Origin of the sequence: Microbispora sp. H13382, from assembly GCF_014161445.1 — a bacterium.
Classification (GTDB): domain Bacteria; phylum Actinomycetota; class Actinomycetes; order Streptosporangiales; family Streptosporangiaceae; genus Microbispora.
This window is the reverse complement of record NZ_JABBXA010000010.1, coordinates 223,638-241,111: the sequence shown is the minus strand read 5'-3', so window position 1 is coordinate 241,111 and position 17,474 is coordinate 223,638. Positions and strand designations below refer to the sequence as shown.

At 72.4% G+C, this 17,474-nt stretch carries 17 protein-coding genes and 1 pseudogene; 11 read left to right on the top strand and 7 right to left on the bottom strand.

The annotated features are described in order from the left end of the window. Positions 1-288 precede the first annotated feature (288 nt). Together HHX41_RS40810 and HHX41_RS21670 are read left to right on the top strand one after the other, a co-directional pair. Positions 289-681: pseudogene (locus tag HHX41_RS40810) on the top strand (DUF222 domain-containing protein); the annotation flags it as partial. After that, positions 661-1,785 (top strand): DUF222 domain-containing protein, encoded by a 1,125-nt coding sequence (locus tag HHX41_RS21670; RefSeq protein WP_259401203.1) that lies wholly within the window; start codon positions 661-663, stop codon positions 1,783-1,785. The pseudogene HHX41_RS40810 and the gene HHX41_RS21670, both read left to right, overlap by 21 nt. A 71-nt stretch (positions 1,786-1,856) precedes the next feature. Here HHX41_RS21670 and HHX41_RS21665 read toward each other — a convergent pair whose 3' ends face one another. Then, positions 1,857-2,747, bottom strand: coding sequence for an IclR family transcriptional regulator (locus HHX41_RS21665; protein ID WP_249350697.1), 891 nt, complete (start codon positions 2,745-2,747; stop codon positions 1,857-1,859). 217 nt (positions 2,748-2,964) lie between these two features. Here HHX41_RS21665 and HHX41_RS21660 point away from each other — a divergent pair, with 217 nt between their 5' ends. The 3 genes from HHX41_RS21660 to HHX41_RS21650 are packed head-to-tail and all read left to right on the top strand — an operon-like array spanning position 2,965 to position 4,785. Continuing rightward, positions 2,965-3,846, top strand: a complete 882-nt coding sequence (locus tag HHX41_RS21660) for an LLM class F420-dependent oxidoreductase (protein ID WP_182907451.1) — start codon at positions 2,965-2,967, stop codon at positions 3,844-3,846. Then, positions 3,839-4,351: a nuclear transport factor 2 family protein gene (locus HHX41_RS21655; RefSeq protein WP_211592926.1), complete on the top strand. Its 513-nt coding sequence runs from the start codon at positions 3,839-3,841 to the stop codon at positions 4,349-4,351. The genes HHX41_RS21660 and HHX41_RS21655 overlap by 8 nt, the downstream gene beginning before the upstream one ends. Next, positions 4,348-4,785: a nuclear transport factor 2 family protein gene (locus tag HHX41_RS21650; protein WP_310742114.1), complete on the top strand. Its 438-nt coding sequence runs from the start codon at positions 4,348-4,350 to the stop codon at positions 4,783-4,785. Before HHX41_RS21655 ends, HHX41_RS21650 begins: the two co-directional genes overlap by 4 nt. 33 nt (positions 4,786-4,818) lie before the next feature. Here the strand turns inward: HHX41_RS21650 and HHX41_RS21645 are convergent, their stop codons facing one another. After that, positions 4,819-5,304 (bottom strand): nuclear transport factor 2 family protein, encoded by a 486-nt coding sequence (locus HHX41_RS21645; protein WP_182907450.1) that lies wholly within the window; start codon positions 5,302-5,304, stop codon positions 4,819-4,821. Between the two features lie 7 nt (positions 5,305-5,311). Continuing rightward, positions 5,312-6,208 (bottom strand): LLM class F420-dependent oxidoreductase, encoded by an 897-nt coding sequence (locus HHX41_RS21640; RefSeq protein ID WP_310742113.1) that lies wholly within the window; start codon positions 6,206-6,208, stop codon positions 5,312-5,314. A gap of 136 nt (positions 6,209-6,344) precedes the next feature. Between HHX41_RS21640 and HHX41_RS21635 the strand changes: the two genes are divergently transcribed. Continuing rightward, the gene (locus HHX41_RS21635; RefSeq protein ID WP_182907449.1) at positions 6,345-8,042 is read left to right on the top strand and encodes an alpha/beta-hydrolase family protein; all 1,698 of its coding nucleotides are present in this window, start codon (positions 6,345-6,347) and stop codon (positions 8,040-8,042) included. Here HHX41_RS21635 and HHX41_RS21630 read toward each other — a convergent pair. From HHX41_RS21630 to HHX41_RS21620, 3 genes are all read right to left on the bottom strand, one after another. Beyond that, the gene (locus tag HHX41_RS21630; protein WP_169986955.1) at positions 8,028-8,618 is read right to left on the bottom strand and encodes a TetR/AcrR family transcriptional regulator; all 591 of its coding nucleotides are present in this window, start codon (positions 8,616-8,618) and stop codon (positions 8,028-8,030) included. The two genes, HHX41_RS21635 and HHX41_RS21630, sit on opposite strands and share 15 nt — an antisense overlap. A 27-nt stretch (positions 8,619-8,645) precedes the next feature. After that, on the bottom strand, positions 8,646-9,917 hold the full coding sequence (locus tag HHX41_RS21625; protein ID WP_182907448.1) for a C39 family peptidase: 1,272 nt from the start codon (positions 9,915-9,917) through the stop codon (positions 8,646-8,648). 80 nt (positions 9,918-9,997) lie between these two features. Further along, positions 9,998-11,155, bottom strand: coding sequence for an acyl-CoA dehydrogenase family protein (locus tag HHX41_RS21620; protein ID WP_396794947.1), 1,158 nt, complete (start codon positions 11,153-11,155; stop codon positions 9,998-10,000). Between the two features lie 38 nt (positions 11,156-11,193). On the opposite strand from HHX41_RS21620, the gene HHX41_RS21615 reads away from it, so the two are divergent. The 3 genes from HHX41_RS21615 (at position 11,194) to HHX41_RS21605 (ending at position 13,408) form a co-directional block, all read left to right on the top strand. Beyond that, the gene (locus HHX41_RS21615) at positions 11,194-12,267 is read left to right on the top strand and encodes an acyl-CoA dehydrogenase family protein (RefSeq protein WP_182907446.1); all 1,074 of its coding nucleotides are present in this window, start codon (positions 11,194-11,196) and stop codon (positions 12,265-12,267) included. Between the two features lie 101 nt (positions 12,268-12,368). Next, the gene (locus HHX41_RS21610; RefSeq protein WP_182907445.1) at positions 12,369-12,707 is read left to right on the top strand and encodes a hypothetical protein; all 339 of its coding nucleotides are present in this window, start codon (positions 12,369-12,371) and stop codon (positions 12,705-12,707) included. 11 nt (positions 12,708-12,718) lie between these two features. After that, complete coding sequence (locus HHX41_RS21605; RefSeq protein WP_182907444.1) at positions 12,719-13,408, top strand: hypothetical protein; 690 nt, start codon at positions 12,719-12,721, stop codon at positions 13,406-13,408. A 45-nt stretch (positions 13,409-13,453) separates the two neighbouring features. Here the strand turns inward: HHX41_RS21605 and HHX41_RS21600 are convergent, their stop codons facing one another. Further along, positions 13,454-14,608: a steroid 3-ketoacyl-CoA thiolase gene (locus tag HHX41_RS21600; protein WP_182907443.1), complete on the bottom strand. Its 1,155-nt coding sequence runs from the start codon at positions 14,606-14,608 to the stop codon at positions 13,454-13,456. A 321-nt stretch (positions 14,609-14,929) separates the two neighbouring features. On the opposite strand from HHX41_RS21600, the gene HHX41_RS21595 reads away from it, so the two are divergent. Next, on the top strand, positions 14,930-15,721 hold the full coding sequence (locus HHX41_RS21595) for a D-alanyl-D-alanine carboxypeptidase family protein (RefSeq protein ID WP_310742112.1): 792 nt from the start codon (positions 14,930-14,932) through the stop codon (positions 15,719-15,721). A gap of 174 nt (positions 15,722-15,895) precedes the next feature. Next, entirely contained in the window at positions 15,896-17,461 is a 1,566-nt protein-coding gene (locus HHX41_RS21590; protein ID WP_182907441.1) for a M28 family metallopeptidase, read from the top strand. The last annotated feature ends 13 nt before the right edge of the window (positions 17,462-17,474 follow it).

Sequence of the window (17,474 nt, the reverse complement as noted above, 5' to 3'; positions counted from 1 at the left end):
CAGACGGCGCGAACAGGGCGATCATCCCGATGAGCGAGACCGGCACGGGCAGGCCCCGTGACCTGCCCGGACCACGCCCACGCCCGTACGCGCCTTCCATTGACCGGGATCCCCTTGCGAGCCGCCCCCAAGGGGGTTTGTAAGTTCGTTACCTGAGGCACCGACACCCACGCGAGGTGAGTCCATGACCGCTGCACCGGCCGACCCCGAGTTCACCGAGGTGGCGCCGCCCACGCCCGCCGAGTTCCGGCGCGCGCTGGGCATGTTCGCGAGCGGCGGGAGAAGTTCGCCGCGGGTGGGTTGGCGGCGGGGGTGGTGGAGGCCATCTGCGCGGCGATCTCTGGCCTGTCCGATGAGCAGGCCGCCTTGGCTGAGCCGATTCTGCTGGAGCTGGCGGGCAAGGCGGGGGCGGCGGAGGTGGCCAGGGCCGGCCGTTATCTGCGGGCGGTGCTGGACCCCGATGGTGAGGACCGCGATGAGCGGGCCGATTACGGGCGGCGGTTCCTTCGGGTCCGCCCCGGCAAGGGCGGGGGGCTTGAGGGGGAGTTCTATCTGCCGCGCGAGGCGGCCGCCCGGTTGCAGGCGTTGCTGGATGCGTATGCCAGGCCGAAGGCGGAGGGCGATGACCGGCCATTGAGGGTGCGTCAGGCGGATGCGTTCATGGCGTTGCTGGAGGAGAAGATCGCCGCCGAGCTCCTGGTCCTGGTCAACGCCGAATCCCTCCCTGCCGACCCCACCCCCGGCCCTGAGACCTCCGAGCACCCCGAGGCCCCGGAAGACACTCAGGACAGCCACAGCGCCCAGGACGCCGAGAGCGCTCGGAACGCCGAGGCGGCTGAGGACAGCCGGGACAGCGAGGACACCAGCGCCCCCGCCGAGGGGGACACGACTGACGTCGCCAGCACCGACCCTGTCGGCCATGCCGAGACCGGTGCTGCCGGGGAGGCCGGGGAGGCCGCTTCTGCGGTAGGTGCCGGGGCCGATGAGGCCACAGAGGCCACCGTCGAGAGCACCGTCGAGAGCACCGGCGGGAGCGCCGTTAACAGCGACGACCTTGCGACCGGCCCCCATGAAGTGCAGTCCGGCGATGACACGACCGGACGACACGAGCACCAGTGGTCCGGCCAAGGCGAGGCCGTGTGCGGGTGCGGCAGTAGGGCGCGGTGCTCGACCACAGCGCCGGAAACACCGAGGACGCCGGGAGCGCCCGGCGCGTGGGGACCAGAACCGGGGCCGCCACCGGGACCAGAGCCAGGGTCGCCGCAGGGCGTGCTGGGACCAGAGCCGGAGAGGCCACCGGGACCAGAGCCGGGGGCGTCACCGGGGACAGAGCCGGGCAATTTGGCGGACGCGCCGCTGGGGGCGGTGTTGGGGACGGCGCCGGGGTTGCTGCTGGCGACCGGGCAGGTGCTGCCCGTCTCCAGCGTGCACCGGCTGGCCCGCACCTCCACCCTGGTACGGATCGTCATGAACGCCGACGGGCAGGTCCTGGACATGGGCCGCAAAGTCCGCCTGGCCACCCCCGCCCAGCGGCGGGCGATCTACGCCCGCTACGCCACCTGCTGGATCGACGGCTGCCCCCTGCCCGCCACCAGGTGCCAGATCGACCACGCCGACAACTGGAGCACCGGCGGCCTGACCGACCTCAAACTCCTGGGCCCGGCCTGCCAGTTCCACAACCGCGACCGCTACCAGCACCCCGACCGCTACACCCGCCACAAGACCGGCACAGACCGCTGGGCCTTCACCTACCACCCAGCCCGGACCAGGCGGCTGCGAATCTAGACGGCGAACCCAGACGAAGTCAGGACCGGGCGGCCGGCGTGCAGCGAGTGGCGCGGATCAGAGCTAGCAGATCAGAGCCAGTCGCCGTTCTGGCCGACGGCGAGCAGGCGGTTCATGGTCTCCGGGGACCAGGTCCGGTCGGGCACGCGGTGGACGGCCCGGGACCTGCGCTGGGACTCCAGATCGGGGAAAAGGGCGAGCGAGACCTGACGCGCGGCGTCGACCACGAGCGGGGCCACCTTCTCCAGCGGGGTGCGGGCGTCGCCGACCAGGGAGATGCTGGCCACCGGCCCCTCATGACCGCGCACGGCGGCGGCGACGCAGGAGATGTCGGGGAAGCACTCCCCCCGCTCGAAGGCGAGGCCCCGGCGCTGCCGGATGCGGTTGAGCTCCTGGTGCAGGGTGCCGATGTCGCCGATGGTCCGGTTGGTCAGGCGGCTGATGTGCCCGTCGATGAGCACCTCGACCTGCTCGGGTTCCAGCCAGGCGAGGATCGCCTTGCCGAGGGCGGTGCAGTGGGCGGGGGCCCGGCCTCCGACGCGCGACGGCACCGACAGGGCGAAGCGCCCGCCGACCTTGTCGAGGTAGAAGACCTCGGCGCCGTCGAGCACGGCGAGGTGGACGACCATCCCGGTCCTGATCTGCAGGTTGTGCAGCAGCGGCGCGGCCGCCTCGCGGATCTCGCCGTGGCTGCCGTCCCGGCCGCCGAGCCCGAGCGCCCGCTTGCCCAGGCTGTAGCCGAACGACGTGTGGTCCAGCCAGTTCAGCCGTACGAGCTGGTCGAGGATGCGATGAGCCGTCGAGCGCGGGAGGTGGGTGCAGCGAGCCACGTCCTCGAGGGTGAGGCGGGTGGAGCGACCGGTGAACGCGTCCATGATCAGCGTCATCCGTTCGACCATCGACGGCGGCAGCTCTCGCCGCGCGGGCGCCATCGCCTCCTGCTCGGCGCGGAGAGCGGTCATCGCACCTCCCAAAACTGAAATGAATTCTTGCTTTGGAATGTAGCAACGCTCAGCGCCTCTGGGAAGAGGGGAAGAGGCATCCCGTTATGTCGACCGCTGTCCGGTTCCGGTCAGCGGGACGAGCGGCGGCAGGGGCGTGCTCCTCCACTAGAAAGATTTCTGCCAAGCGTGTTTCCCGACGTGAGGCCCTGTTCCTGGTGGATGTGGAGGTGCGCCGGTGCGGATCGGCATCGTCAGTCCTGTAGTGGTCCGGCTGCCCGGGATCCACTCCGATTGGGAGTGCGAGGCGAGCGTGGAGGACCTGGCCCGGATCGCCGAGACCGCCGACCGGCTGGGCTATCACCACCTCACCTGCAGTGAGCACGTGGCCGTCCCGGCCGGCATCGCCGCCGAGCGGGGCGCCGTCTACTGGGATCCGCTGGCGACCTTCGGCTACCTCGCCGCCCGCACGCGGCGGATCCGGCTGGTCACGCAGGTGCTGGTGCTGGGCTACCACCACCCTCTCGCCATCGCCAAGCGGTACGGCACGCTCGATCGCGTCAGCGGCGGACGGCTCACGCTGGGCTTGGGCGTGGGCAGCCTCAAGGAGGAGTTCGAGCTACTCGGCGTGCCGTTCGAGGGCCGGGGGGCACGGGCCGACGAGGCCATCGAGGCCCTGCGCGCCTCGCTGTCGGAGCGGGAGCCGGAGTTCCACGGCGAGTTCTACGACTTCTCGGGATTCGTGGTGGAGCCGCACGCCGTGCAGCCGCGGGTGCCGCTGTGGATCGGCGGGCGCACCCCGCGGTCGCTGCGACGGGCCGCGACCTACGGTGACGGGTGGGTGCCGTTCGGCCTGCCCCTGGACACGCTCGCGTCGATGGTCCGCGAGGCGGACCTGCCGGACGCCTTCGACGTCGTGCTGTCCGCCGGACGCCCGGTGGACCCCATCGGCGCTTCCGACGCCACACGGCGCGCGCTGGAGCGGGTGCGCGACGCGGGCGCGACCGTGACCGGCGTCACCGTCGCCGCGACCTCGGCGGAGCACTACCAGGAGCAATTGGAGGCGCTGCACGCCCTCGCGACCGCGATGGGCGCCGACTTCGGGAGGACCGATGGCTGACACGGCGATGACCGGGACCGACGTCGAACGGCGGCTCGCCCGCCTGGAGGAGCGCGTCCGCGTGCTGGAGGACGAGCGGGAGGTGACCCGGCTCATCCTTTCCTACGGGCCGCTGGTGGACAGCGGCAGCGCGGACGAGGTCGCCGAGCTGTGGGAGCCCGACGGCGTCTACGACGTGGACGAGCTGCTGATGCGGGGGCGGGAGCAGATCGCGGCCATGGTCCGCTCCGATGCCCACCAGGGCTGGATCGCGGGGGGCTGCGCGCACTTCAACGGCGCGCCGCACGTGACGGTGTCCGGCGACGAGGCGACCGCGATCGGCTACTCGCTGATGGTGGTGAACCGGCCCGAGGGCTTCACGCTGCGCCGGGCCACGGCCCACCACTGGACCCTGCGCCGCGGCCCGGAGGGCTGGCGGGTGGTCAACCGCACCGCCCGGGTGCTCGACGGGCGGCCGGAGTCCCCGCGGCTGCTGGCGGACGGCGTCGCCGGGAGGCCCGCGTGAACGACCGCGACAGGATCGACCGTGACAGGAACGACCACGCCCTGATCGTCGAGCGGCTGGCCCGGCTCGCCGCCGCACTGGACCGGCGCGACTGGGACGCGATCGCGGGCATCTTCACCCCGGACGCCACCGGCTACCGCCGCAAGGGACGTACGGAGATCGTCGCCACGATCCGGGCGCATCTCGGCGGCTGCGGCCCCTCCCAGCACCTGCTGGGCAACCACCGCGTCGAGATCGACGGCGACCGGGCCAGGTCGCTGACGTACGCGCGGGTGTACCACCAGGGCGCCGGGGCGTACGAGGGCCGCTTCTACGAGTGCTTCGGCGAGTACGAGGACCACTGGCAGCGCACGTCCGAGGGCTGGATGCTCGCGTCCCGGGTGTTCGGCATGACGATGTCGACCGGCGACTTCGGGGTTCTCCAGCCGGGATGAGGCATCGCGGTGAGGGCCGCCCTCGGACCGCCCTCACCGCTCCTCCTCCCGGCCGCGTACGCGCCGTACCGGCCTGGTCTCGATCCAGTCGATCCGCACCTCGCGGCGGGCGATGCGCCAGGCGCCGTCGTGCCGCCGGTACGTGTCGGCGTACCGCAGGTGCCAGACCAGGTCGGACGGCCCGCCGTCGGGTACGGAGGGGCGACTGGACAGGTGGTGGGCCACGCAGGCCACCGCGCCGGTGGCGGTGCCGGGCTCCGGCCCTGCGTCGAAGACCTGCCCGGCGATCGCATGGAAGGTCATCGTGAGGTCCCGCAGCGCGGCCATCGCGCCGGCGATCTCGTCACGGCCCGTACGCGTGCCGACCGGGCCGAGCGCGCGCGGCGGGTCCGGCAGCACGAGCACCCCGTCGGGGGTGAACAGGTGGATCAGGCGCGGGATGTCGCGCTGGTCGGCGTACAACGCGTACCGGGCCACGAGGTCGGACAGCGCGACGGCGTCGGCCGTGTCCAGGGTCATCGCGTGCTCATCTCGGGGTCAGCCCGAGGCGGGCGGCGCAGGCCGACAGCTCGTCGGTCGCCGCCCCGAGGTCGGCCGTCGGGGTGGGTGACAGCAGGATGCGATCGGCGCCCAGCGCGGCCAGCGAGGCGGCCTTCTCCGGGGTGATGCGGGAGACCAGGTGGCCGAGCGTGAGCTCCAGCGCTCCGGGGTCGCGCCCGCAGGCCTCCGCCTCGGCGCGCATCACGTCGAGCAGCCGGCGCAGGTCGTCTCCCACGACGCCGAGCGGCTGGAAACCGTCGCCCAGGCGTCCGGCGCGCCGGGCCGCCGCGACGCTGTGCCCGCCGATGTGGATCGGCACGGCCCCGCGCGCCGGCTTGGGGTAGGTCATCGCGCCGTCGAAGCGGAAGAACTCGCCATGGTGGTCGACCCCGTCCGGGCCGCCACCGGCCCACAGCGCGCGCATCACGCGGATCTGCTCGTCGGCCCGGCGGCCGCGGGTGGCGAAGTCGGTGCCGCAGGCCTCGATCTCCTCCTTCATCCAGCCCATGCCCACGCACACCCGCAGGCGCCCGCCGGACAGCGCGTCCACGGTCGCCAGGCGCTTGGCCAGCACGACCGGATGGTGGTTGGGCAGCACCAGGACGCCGGTGGCCAGCCCGATCTCGCTCGTACGGCCGGCCAGGAAGGCGAGCAGGTCGAGCGGGTCGGGGATGTCGCAGTCGTCGGGCAGTTCCATCCGGCCCGAGCTGTCGTAGGGGTAGACGCTGGAGTAGCGGCTCATCACGACCGTGTGCTCGACCACCACGACGGACTCGAACCCGCACGCCTCGGCATGCCGGGCGAAGCCCGCGATCCACTCCGGGTCGGCTGTCGTGTTCGCCGCCACCGGCGCCAGCACGGCGTATCTCATCGCTCCGCTCACGCTGGGAAGTTATCGGCGCGGTCCGGGGCCGGACCGCGCTCCTCCCGATGACCGGGACGCTCCCCCACCCGCGCCGTGATCGATTCGTGACCTTGATAGCCTGCCTGCTCCGAAAGGCACGGGGATCGGGGGCCCGATGGGGGAAGGGCGACGGGTACGGCTCGGTGCGCCGCTCGACACGGCCGGGATCGTCCTCGCCACGACCTTCTTCTGCCTGTCGCTCACGCCGTCGCTGCTGCCCCGCCCCTGGTCGCTGCAGGGGATCATCGCGGGCGTGCTCTCCGCCACCGGATACCTGGTGGGAGTGATCGCCGGCGCGCTCGTACGCCCGGCCGCGGCCCGGATCACGGTGCAGATCATGGTGCGATGGCGCGAGGGGTGGAACCGCACGGGACGGCGGCGGGTCCGGCGCGTGGTCGCGACGTTCGGCTGCGGTCTCGGCGCCGCCTCGCTGGTCCTGGGTGTGCGCGCACAGCGGGACATCTACCTGCTGATGGGGCTGGAACCGCCGGAGCGGCTCGGCTATCTCGGCGTCCCGCTCGTCGCGGCGGCCCTGTTCCTGGCCCTGCTGGCCGCCGCCAGGACGCTGCGGATCGCGGCGCGGGCGCTGGGCCGCCTCCTCGGGCGGTGGTTCCCCGCGACGGCCGCGCAGTTCGCCGCCGGGCTCGGAGTGGGCGTGCTGGCCGTCTTCCTGACCGACGGGGTCCTCACCGAGGCCCTGCTCAAGGGGGCCGACCGCAGCTTCGCCGCGATCAACAGCGAGACGGCGCCGGGCGCCACCCGGCCGCGTGCCGACACGCTGTCGGGCAGCCCCTCTTCACTGGTCCCGTGGGCGTCCCTCGGCCTGGAGGGCCGCGCCTTCGTCGCGGACGCGCCCACGACGGACGAGCTGAGCCGGTTCGGCGGGCGGCCCGCCATCGCCCCGATCCGCGTCTACGCCGGGCTCGACTCCGCCGCGACCACGCGCGCGCGGGCCGCCCTGGCCGTACGGGAACTGGAACGGACCGGCGCGTTCGGCCGCGCGGTGATCTGCGTGATCACGACGACCGGCACCGGCTGGGTGGACCCGCAGGCGGCCGCCGCCCTGGAGTTCATGTACGGCGGCGACACGGCGCTGGTCTCGATGCAGTACTCCTACCTGCCGAGCTGGCTGTCGTTCCTGGTCGACCGCGACCGGGCCAGGACGGCCGGGCGGGAGCTGTTCGACCAGGTGTACGCCCGCTGGTCGGCGCTGCCCGCGGGGCACCGGCCCAAGCTGCTGGTCTTCGGGGAGAGCCTGGGGGCGTTCGGCGCGGAGTCGGCGTTCGGCGGCGACCGGGACCTTCGTGAGCGCACCGACGGCGCGCTGTTCGTCGGGCCGCCGGACAGCAGCGCGCTGTGGCGGCGGCTCGTGGACGGCCGCGACCCCGGCAGCCGGGAGGCGCTGCCCGTCCACCGGGACGGCGAGACCGTGCGCTTCGCCAACCGGCCCTCGGACCTGGACGCCCCGGCGTCGCCGTGGAACCCGCCGCGGGTCGTCTACCTGCAGCATCCCTCCGACCCGATCGTGTGGTGGACGCCCCGGCTCGTCCTCACCCGGCCCGACTGGCTGGAGGAGCGCCGCGGCGACGACGTGCTGCCGTGGATCCGGTGGTATCCGTTCGTGACGTTCTGGCAGATCACCGCCGACCTGGTGTTCTCCCTCGACGCGCCGGCGGGGCACGGCCACGACTACGACGGCGAGGTGATCGCCGCGTGGGCGCGGATCGCGCCGCCGGCCGGGTGGGACGACGTGCGGACGGCGGCGCTGACCGCACTGATCGCGCACCGCCACCCCGCTTCAGGCCTCCAGTGAGTCGAGCCAGGCGAGCAGCCGGGCTCCCTCACGCGTCATGATCCCGGGGTCGCGCAGGGCGTTGGCCAGCAGCGACATGCCCTGGTAGGCGCCCACCAGGGTCAGCGCGAGGCCGTCCGGCCCGGGCAGGCCGAGCTCGCGGAACTGGCCCTCCACCCAGTCGAGCAGCAGCCGGATCACCCGGCCCGCCTCCGCGTCCAAGCCGCCCTCGTCGCGTTTGTCCAGCTCGGCGGCGAGCGTGCCGGTCGGGCAGCCCCACCGTGCCGCGACGTCGCGCTGGCCGACCCACGCCTCCACGAGCCCCTTGAGCCGCTCACGCGGGTCCGGCAGCCGCTCCAGCCGCGCGGTGAGCTCCCCGAGGTGCCGGGCGTGCTCGTCCAGCGCGGCGGCGACGAGCTCGTCCTTGGTCTTGAAGTAGTAGTAGACGTTGCCCACGGGGACGTCGGCGGCGCGGGCGATGTCGGCGATGGTCGTTCGCTCGGCGCCCTGCCGGTGCACGACCTCGGCGGCGGCGGCCATGAGCCGCCGCCGCTTGGCGCTCGCGGACTTCACCCGGGCACTCGTCGAGTCAGTCACCTGACTGACTATAGGACGTGCTCCGCGTCACCAGTTGGCCGGCAGTCCCGGGGTCGTGGGGGGCAGGGGGCGGTTCTTCGGGTGGATGACGTACACGACCCCGCCGCTGCCGGAGCTGCGGAGCCAGACGTTCTCGAAGTCGGCCCGCGGGTAGACGCGGCGCACCGCTTCGTTGTCCGGCGAGGCGGGGTCGTTGGCGATCACGTCACCGTCGGCGGTGAAGCCGATGATGACCATGAGGTGACCGTTTGTGCTGTATCCCGCGCCGGGCAGCTCCTCCGCCTTGAACGACTGGGAGGTCACCACCGGAATGCCGGCCCGGATCAGCCGCTCCAGCTCGGTCAGCGAGCGGAGCCGGGTGACGAAGCCCTCCAGCCCGTACCGTCCCGCGTAGGCGGTGTTGAACGGCCAGTTGCCCGCGCCCTCGTAGGCGTAGTCGTAGGTGTACCGGGCGGCGTAGTCGACCTCGGGGTCGGGGTCGGAGGGGTCCACCCAGGAGGTGTCCTGCTTGCTGGGCCACTTGCCCCAGTAGCCGAGGACCATGGTGGTCGAGGTCGGGCTGCACCACGCCTCTCCCCCGCCGTCCCACTCGGGGTAGTGGCCCTCGTGGACGTTCTGCGAGCGGCGGGGCACGGGCAGCTCGACGCCCCAGGCGATGCCGCCGGGGCTCACCGGGACGGTCTGCCGGTCGGGCACGGCCGACGCCATCGCGCCGAGCGCGCGCACGACCGGATTCGCGGCCGAGCCCGGCGCGCGGTAGAGCGTGACGCGCAGCTGGTAGGAGGTGATCGCCTTGCCCGCCGCGGCCACGAACGTGTCGACCGAGACGGTGCCGTCGGCGTCCCGCTGCCCGGACAGCGACGTGCGCCGGATGTCCTCGTCGCCGTACGCCCAGCGGCCGAGCACGTACCACTTCGTCTGCCCGGCGGCGTGGCGGCCGCGCATCTCGACCTGCAGCCAGCTTCCCGCGGGCACGTCGGCGTTCCAGGAGGCCACCAGCTCGGTGGCGGCGAACCCGACGGGCCGCTCGGCGCCGGTCCACCGGGCGTACTCCCAGGTCTTCGTGCCGAGCGCGTCGGTGTAGGAGATCGTGCCCACGGGGGCGGCGAAGGACAGGGTGTTCCCCGCCTTCACGCCCTCGCGGAGGCCGGGGCCGAAGTGGGCCCGCTGGTAGACGACGTCGACGGCGGACGCCGGGGGTTGTGCCGCGGCCTCGGCGGCCGTGGCCGGAATGGTGAGGGCGGAGGTCGTCAGGAGGGCGGACAGGAACACGGGCAGGAACACGCTCGGCACGCGCATGGCTCACCTCGGGGTGTCGTCGGCGTCCCCGACGCTAGAGACCTGCCGCCCTCCCGCGCATCGGCAGGAATACGTATCCGCTACCGGCGTTCGCGCGGCAGGCCCAGCACGCGCTCACTGATGATGTTGCGCTGGATCTCGTTCGAGCCCGCGTAGATCGTGTCGGATCGGGAGAACAGGTAGAGCCGCTGCTCGTCGCTCAGGTCGTACGGCGGGCCGTCTGCGACCATGCCGGCCGCGCCGAGCACGTCCATGGCCAGCTCGCCGAGCTCGCGGTGCCACACGCCCCACACCAGTTTGGAGATGGACGACTCCGGGCCGGGCGCGCCCGCCGCGATGCCCGCCATCGTGCGGACGGCGTTGAGGCGCATGGCCTCCAGGCCGATCCAGGAGCGGACGAGCCGGTCGCGCAGCAGGGGATCGTCGACGGCGCCCGTCCTGCGGGCCAGCGCGATGACCGCCTCCAGCTCGCGGCGGAAGCCCACCTGCTGGCCGAGCGTGGCCACGCCGCGCTCGAAGCCGAGCGTCGCCATGGCGATCTTCCAGCCGTCGCCGGGCGCGCCCACGATGTTCGCCGCGTCCGTCACCGCGCCGTCGAAGAACACCTCGTTGAACTCGCTGGTCCCCGTCATCTGCACGATGGGCCGGATCTCCACGCCCTCCTGCCGCATGGGCACGAGCAGGTAGGACAGGCCGTGATGACGCGACGACCCCGGCTCGGTGCGGCAGACCACGAAGCACCAGTCGGCCTCCATGGCCAGGGAGGTCCACACCTTCTGGCCGGTGACCCGCCAGCGGTCGCCGTCCAGCTCGGCGCGGGTCTGCACACCGGCCAGGTCGGACCCGGCGTTCGGCTCGGAGTAGCCCTGGCACCACAGCTCCCGGGCGGCCACGATCGGCGGCAGGAAGCGGGCGCGCTGCTCGTCGGTGCCGAACGCGATGATCGTCGGGCCGAGCAGGTTCTCGCCGATGTGACCGACCCGGGCGGGCGCGCCGGCCAGCGCGTACTCTTCGTGGAAGACCACCTGCTCCTCGACGCTCGCGCCCCGCCCGCCGTAGCGCTCGGGCCAGCCCAGGCAGGTCCACCCGGCCTCGGCCATGTGCCGCTCCCAGGCCAGCCGGACGTCGAACGCCTCGTGCTCGCGGCCGGGCCCGCCCAGCCCCCGGGCACCGGCGAACTCGCCCGACAGGTTGTCCTCCAGCCAGGCCCGTACCTCTCGCCTGAACGTCTCACTCACAGCTGACACTCTACCAAACAGTTGTTAGAATGACTGCCATGTTCACCACCGAGGAGCAGGAGGAGCTGCGGCGCACCGTACGCGCCGTGCTCGAGCGCAACCCCGCGGCCCGCCCGGCGCCCGACGAGACGCCGGAGTACGACGAGACCGTCTGGCGGCTGCTCGCCGACCAGGTGGGGGCCTTCGGCCTGGCTGTTCCCGAGGAGCACGGCGGAGCGGGCTTCTCCTACGCCGAGACGCACGTGGTGTGCGAGGAGCTGGGCCGCGCCCTCGCCACGGTGCCCTACCTGGGCTCGGCCGTGCTCACCGCCGACGCGCTGCTGGCCTGCGACGCGACCGGCGACCTTCCCGGGATCGCCGGCGGCGGCCTCGTCGGCGCGCTGGCCTGGGCCGAGGGCGGCACGTGGGATCCGGCCGCGATCCGCGCCCGCGTGACGGACGGCCTGCTCACCGGTGTCAAGGAGCACGTGCTCGACGGCACGCGCGCCGGCCTGTTCGTCCTGCCCGCCCTCACCCCCGAGGGCGGTCTCGGCGTCTACGCGGTCGAAGCCACCGCGCCGGGTGTGCGGGCCGAGCCGCTGGTCACGCTGGACCGGACCCGGCCACAGGCGCGCGTGACCTTCGACGGCGCCCCGGCGCGGCTCCTGGGCACCGACGGGCACCGCGTGCTGGACCGCCTGCTCGCCGTGGCCGCGACCGCGCTGAGCGCCGAACAGCTCGGCGGGGCGTCGCGCTGCCTGGAGATCACGCTGGAGTACGTGAAGACCAGGGAGCAGTTCGGCCGGCCGATCGGCTCGTTCCAGGCGGTCAAGCACCGCCTGGCCGACCTCTACGTGCTGGTCGAGTCGGCCAGGTCCATGAGCTACGACGCGGCACGCGCGCTCGCCGAGGACGCCGCCGACCTGCGGGTGCGGGCCGCGGCGGCGCAGGCGTACTGCGCCGAGGCGTTCTCCGCGGTGGCGGCCGAGACCGTCCAGCTGCACGGCGGCATCGGTTTCACCTGGGAGCACGAGGCGCACCTGTACTTCAAGCGGGCCCACTCGGCGGCGCAGCTGTTCGGCGACGCCGCCTGGCACCGGGCCCGCCTCGCCCCCGCCGTCCTCGGCGGCTGATCCGCCCGTATCGTGCGGGATCATCTGGAGAGGGCCGAGGGGGCCCGGGTCCGGCGGACGAGTGTCCGGCGAAGCACCAGGAGGGACAGGCGATAGCCCATATGACCGAGGACGAGCTCGTCGAGGCGATCCGCGCGATCCCCGGTCTTCTCCCTCCCGCATCGCCCGAGGCGGTCGACGAGGTGGAGCAGGTCATCGGGCACCCGCTGCCTCCGTTGCTCCGCCGCCTGTATCTCGAAGCAGCGAACGGAGGCTTCGGCCCGCGCGACGGAGTGCTGGGGGTGGCCGGCAGCGAATACGAGCATCATGTCGAAGCGGCCGACATCCTCTCCTTCTACCGGGATTCACGTGACGAGTTCCCCGGCATGCTCTGGTTGTTCGACTGGGGGTATGGGATCCGAACATCGATCCAGAATTGTTTCCCGACGGACCCCTGCTGACTCCTCAGAACATGACCCTGGCCGAATGGCTCACGGAGTCACTCGACGGAAATCTGGAAAAGGCGTTCGAGACCTCGAGTCTTGATGCCATCGCCGAACGCCGGGCATCGTCCGACGTGTGTCCCGGCGAGCTGGAATACACCCCGCCCGAGTGCCTGACGGACGATGAGCTCATCGCGGCCATGTCCACGCTGCCCTGCCTGCCCCCACCCGCGTCCTCGGCGGCGGTCATCGAGGCGGAACGGGCGATGGGGCTTTCCCTGCCTCCGTTGCTTCGCCGGCTGTACCTGGAGGTGGCCGATGGCGGGGTGGGCCCGGGCCGGGGCATTCAGGGGGTGCCCACGCCAGATGCTTATCAAGGGACCGGGATCGTTTTCTACTATGAGGTATGGACTGCCGGGCGGAATCCTCTCGTCCCTCCTGGCTTCGTCTGGCTGTGCCGTTGGGGGACCGCGATCTGGTCGCTCGTGGATTGCCGCGACCCCGCGGGCCCCATGTGGATATGGGACCCGATCGGTCCTTATCCGCAGTCGGATCCGCCGGATCAGGCGGATATCGGACTGGACCGCTCCGCGCTGACGCCGCAGAACATGACCCTCGCCGAATGGCTGACCGAATGGCTTCGAGGATCATTCACGAGGGATTTCCGGCCTGCCACTCTGCGTGCCCTGGCGGCGCGCCGGGGCGAGGTCTCCGCTTGACGGCAGCACGCGGCGCGTCTTGGCGTCGCGGCCGGGGGCGCTCGGTCAGACCCGCTGGATGATCGCGCCGGTGGCCAGCGCGCCGCCGGCGCAGATGGCGACCATCGCGGTCTCCTGGTCGCGCCGCTCCAGCTCGCCGATCGCGGCGGCGATCAGCCGGATGCCGGTCGCCCCCACGGGGTGGCCGATCGCGATCGCGCCGCCGTTGACGTTGAGCCGGTCCTGGTCGACGCCGTGGACCCGCGCGAACGACATGGGAACCGAGGCGAACGCCTCGTTGACCTCGAACAGGTCGATGTCCCCGATCTTCATGCCGGTGCGGGCGAGCAGCTTCTCGGCGGCCTTGACCGGGCCGTCGAGCAGGAACTCGGTCTCCGCGCCGACCAGGCACTGGGCCACGATGCGGGCGCGCGGGCGCAGGCCCAGCCCGCGGGCCCGGTCCTCGTCCATCAACACGGCCGCGCTCGCCCCGTCGGAGATCTGCGAGGCGGTCCCGGCGGTGTGCAGGCCGCCGTCCAGGATCGGCTTGAGCCCGGCCAGCGCCTCCGTGCTGGTCTCGCGCAGCCCCTGGTCCCTGGTGACGGCGGCGGGCCCGTCCCCGGCGGACCGGCCGGCGGGCGCCGTCACGGGGATGATCTGCCCGTCGCACCTGCCCTCGGCCCACGCCCGCGCGGCCCGCTCCTGGGAGCGGAGCCCGAAGGCGTCGAGCTGCTCGCGGGTGAAGCCGCGTCGGCGGGCGATCCGGTCGGCGGCGACGTACTGCGCGGGCATGTCGCGGTCCCACGAGTCCGGCCGGGGCCTGCCGACGCCCTCGCCGAGGTTGGCCATCAGCGGCACCCGGGACATCACCTCGACGCCGCACGCCATGCCGACGTCGATCACCCCGGCGGCGATCTGCGCGGCGATCAGGTGCACGGCCTGCTGGGCCGAGCCGCACTGGCAGTCGATCGTGGTCACGCCGGTCTGCTCCGGCAGTCCCGCGTGCAGCCAGGCGGTGCGGGTGACGCTGCCGGACTGCTCCCCCGCCTGGGTGACGCAGCCGCCTATCACCTGCTCGACCAGTTCGGGGTCGACGCCGAGGCGCTCCAGCGCCCCGCGCTGCGCGATGCCGAGCAGCTCGGCCGCGTGCAGTCCCGAGAGCCATCCGCCCCGGCGCCCGAACGGCGTCCGCGCGGCATCGACGATGACCGGAGTTCCCATGCGCTCTCTCGTTCTCGTGTCGGGGGTGTGGGCGTCATCGTGTCTCCCCACCCCGCGGTGGGCGGAGCGCGATCCCGGTCAGCGGAACCGGACAGGTCACGCCCGATCGCCCGCAGCACCCCTTAAACCTCCCATATCACACGCGTTCGGGCGCTTTGCTGACTTTTTGCGAAGTTTCGCCCGAAAGGCCCGAATAGTCATGGCACGCTGATTCGCATGTTCGCCCGAAAGCTTTCTCTTGGTGTCTCTATGACCGCCTTTGCCCTGGTCACGGGGATGGCATCACCGGTTCTCGCCCCTCCCGCCCTGGCCTCTTCCGGCGTGGCGCAGCACGTTTCCGAGCACGCGTACGCGCCGCCGCGCGTGTACGGGCGGGCCGTCTATCTGTGGGACGCCACGACCGGGCGGGACCTGCTGGACAAGAACGCCGGCAAGCGCATGCCGGTCGCGAGCCTGACCAAGATCATGACCGCGTACATCGTGCTGCGGGAGGCGAACCTCGACGACGAGGTCAAGATCAAGCGCGAGGACCTCGTGTACGCCTGGAACAACGACGGCACGACAGCCGACCTCGAAGCCGGCGACACCCTGCGGGTCGGCGACCTGCTGTACGCGTTGATGCTCCCCTCCGGCGCGGACGCCGCGCACGCCCTGGCCCGCGTGTACGGCCCCGGGGTGCGCGGCTTCGTGGACAAGATGAACGCCACGGCGCGCGAACTCGGCCTGAACGACACCCTCTACGTCAACGCCGACGGGCTGCCGACCTCCCGCGGCGACGGCTACTCCACCGCCCGCGACCAGGCCAGGCTCGCGGAGGTCGCGCTCCGGAACCCCGTGTTCACCGAGATCACCTCGACTCGCCACCACGAGACCGAGGACGGCCGGTACGACTGGTACAACACCAACCGCATGCTCGGCCTGCCGGGCGCCATCGGCGTGAAGACCGGATTCACGAACGCCGCCGGGTTGTGCCTGGCCTTCGCGGCCGACCGGGACGGCCGCCGGCTGATCGGGATCATCCTCGGCGAGAGCGTCGGCAGCCGCCGCTGGGACACCGCCGAGAGACTGCTCGACTGGGCATCCGAGTCCTGGGCGACCGAGTCCGGCCGCTGAGCCGCCGTACGGCTCGGCGTACGACGAGTGAGCAGGCCCGCGCAATACCCCGGCGGGCCAGAAAACAGGGCCTTCCGCGATCGGTCAATCCCGGTTAGGTTCCCGATCAGTGTCCATCGGGGGGCCTGACAACTGGAACCGTTCGGACCGTCATTGGACCCGAAGGAGAGCCCAATGCGCGCCTCGCTCGGCATGCGGGCCGTCGTCGCCACCGCGGCGTCCGCCCTCGTGCTTCCCCTCGTGCCGGCCGCGCCGGCCAACGCCGACCCCGATCCGGCGCAGATCGCGCAGACCGTGGTCGCGTCCGCGGTGAAGAAGCACCTGCGCAAGCTGCAGGACATCGCGAACGCCAACGGCGGCACCCGCGCCGCCGGCACTCCCGGCTTCGCGGCCTCCCGCGACTACGTCGCCGGGGTGCTGAAGAAGGCCGGCTACAAGGTGACCCTGCAGAAGTTCGACTTCCCGTTCTTCAACGAGAACTCCACCGCCGTCCTGCAGCGCACCGCGCCCTCCCCCAAGACGTACACCCCCACCCCGCCCGACGGCAGCACCGTCGGCGACTTCGCCACGATGACCTACTCCGGGTCGGGCGACGTCACAGCGGCCGTCCGGGGCGTCGACCTCGTGCTGCCGCCGGGAGCGGAGGCCAACACGTCCAGCTCCGGCTGCGAGGCCGCCGACTTCGCCGGCTTCCCGGCGGGCGCGGTCGCGCTGGTCCAGCGCGGCACCTGCACCTTCCAAGCGAAGGCCGAGAACGCGCAGGCCGCCGGCGCCACCGCCGTGATCATCATGAACGAGGGCCAGCCCGGGCGCACGGCCACCCTGCAGGGCACTTTGGGCGAGCCCACCGTGCACATCCCTGTCGTGGGCGTGAGCTTCGCGGTCGGCCAGGAGCTGGCCGCCGCCGGGACGTCCGTGCGGGTGAAGACCGACACGGCCAGCGAGATGCGGCCCACGCACAACGTCATCGCCGACTCCCGCTGGGGTGACCCGAACAAGGTGGTGCAGCTCGGGGCGCACCTGGACAGCGTGGTCCCGGGACCCGGCATCAACGACAACGGCTCCGGCAGCGCCGCGATCCTGGAGGTCGCCTCCGCGCTCGGCAAGATCCCGACCAGGAACAAGCTGCGCTTCTCCTTCTGGAGCGCCGAGGAGTTCGGCACGCTCGGCTCCGAGCACTACGTCGCGAACCTGTCCGCCGAGGAGCAGGCCAGGATCAAGCTGTACCTGAACTTCGACATGGTCGCCTCCCCGAACTACGCGCTGAAGATCTACGACGGCGACGACTCCGACGCCACCGGCTCCGGCCCGGGCCCCGCGGGCTCCGACGAGATCGAGAAGCTCTTCGAGAAGTACTTCGACACGCTCCGCCAGGGCCACGTGGGCACCGACTTCGACGGACGGTCGGACTACGGCGCCTTCATCGCGGCGGGCATCCCGTCCGGCGGCCTGTTCACCGGCGCCGAGGGCGTCAAGACGCCGCAGGAGCAGGCGTTGTTCGGCGGCACCGCCGGCGAGGCGTACGACTCCTGCTACCACCAGGCCTGCGACACCATCGCCAACATCAACGACAAGGCGCTCGCGCTGAACACCGGAGCGATCGCCACCGCCGCCGTGGTCTACGCCTTCAGCCGGGACCTGCCCGGTCCGGACAGCCGCACCACCGCGGCGGCCGCGCGCACCACCGCCGCCGCCCCCGCGGCCCACGCCGTCGGGGCGCACGGCGTGCCCGCCCAGTGATCCGTACGCGGTA

Bases quoted from the DNA above. Each gene is read 5' to 3' on its own strand.
- HHX41_RS21625 (WP_182907448.1), bottom strand. From the start codon at position 9,917: ATGCGCGTGCCGAGCGTGTTCCTGCCCGTGTTCCTGTCCGCCCTCCTG.
- HHX41_RS21655 (WP_211592926.1), top strand. From the start codon at position 3,839: ATGGCTGACACGGCGATGACCGGGACCGACGTCGAACGGCGGCTCGCC.
- HHX41_RS21665 (WP_249350697.1), bottom strand. From the start codon at position 2,747: ATGACCGCTCTCCGCGCCGAGCAGGAGGCGATGGCGCCCGCGCGGCGA.
- HHX41_RS21605 (WP_182907444.1), top strand. From the start codon at position 12,719: ATGACCCTGGCCGAATGGCTCACGGAGTCACTCGACGGAAATCTGGAA.
- HHX41_RS21610 (WP_182907445.1), top strand. From the start codon at position 12,369: ATGACCGAGGACGAGCTCGTCGAGGCGATCCGCGCGATCCCCGGTCTT.
- HHX41_RS21615 (WP_182907446.1), top strand. From the start codon at position 11,194: ATGTTCACCACCGAGGAGCAGGAGGAGCTGCGGCGCACCGTACGCGCC.
- HHX41_RS21645 (WP_182907450.1), bottom strand. From the start codon at position 5,304: ATGACCCTGGACACGGCCGACGCCGTCGCGCTGTCCGACCTCGTGGCC.
- HHX41_RS21590 (WP_182907441.1), top strand. From the start codon at position 15,896: ATGCGCGCCTCGCTCGGCATGCGGGCCGTCGTCGCCACCGCGGCGTCC.
- HHX41_RS21670 (WP_259401203.1), top strand. From the start codon at position 661: ATGGCGTTGCTGGAGGAGAAGATCGCCGCCGAGCTCCTGGTCCTGGTC.
- HHX41_RS21600 (WP_182907443.1), bottom strand. From the start codon at position 14,608: ATGGGAACTCCGGTCATCGTCGATGCCGCGCGGACGCCGTTCGGGCGC.
- HHX41_RS21635 (WP_182907449.1), top strand. From the start codon at position 6,345: ATGGGGGAAGGGCGACGGGTACGGCTCGGTGCGCCGCTCGACACGGCC.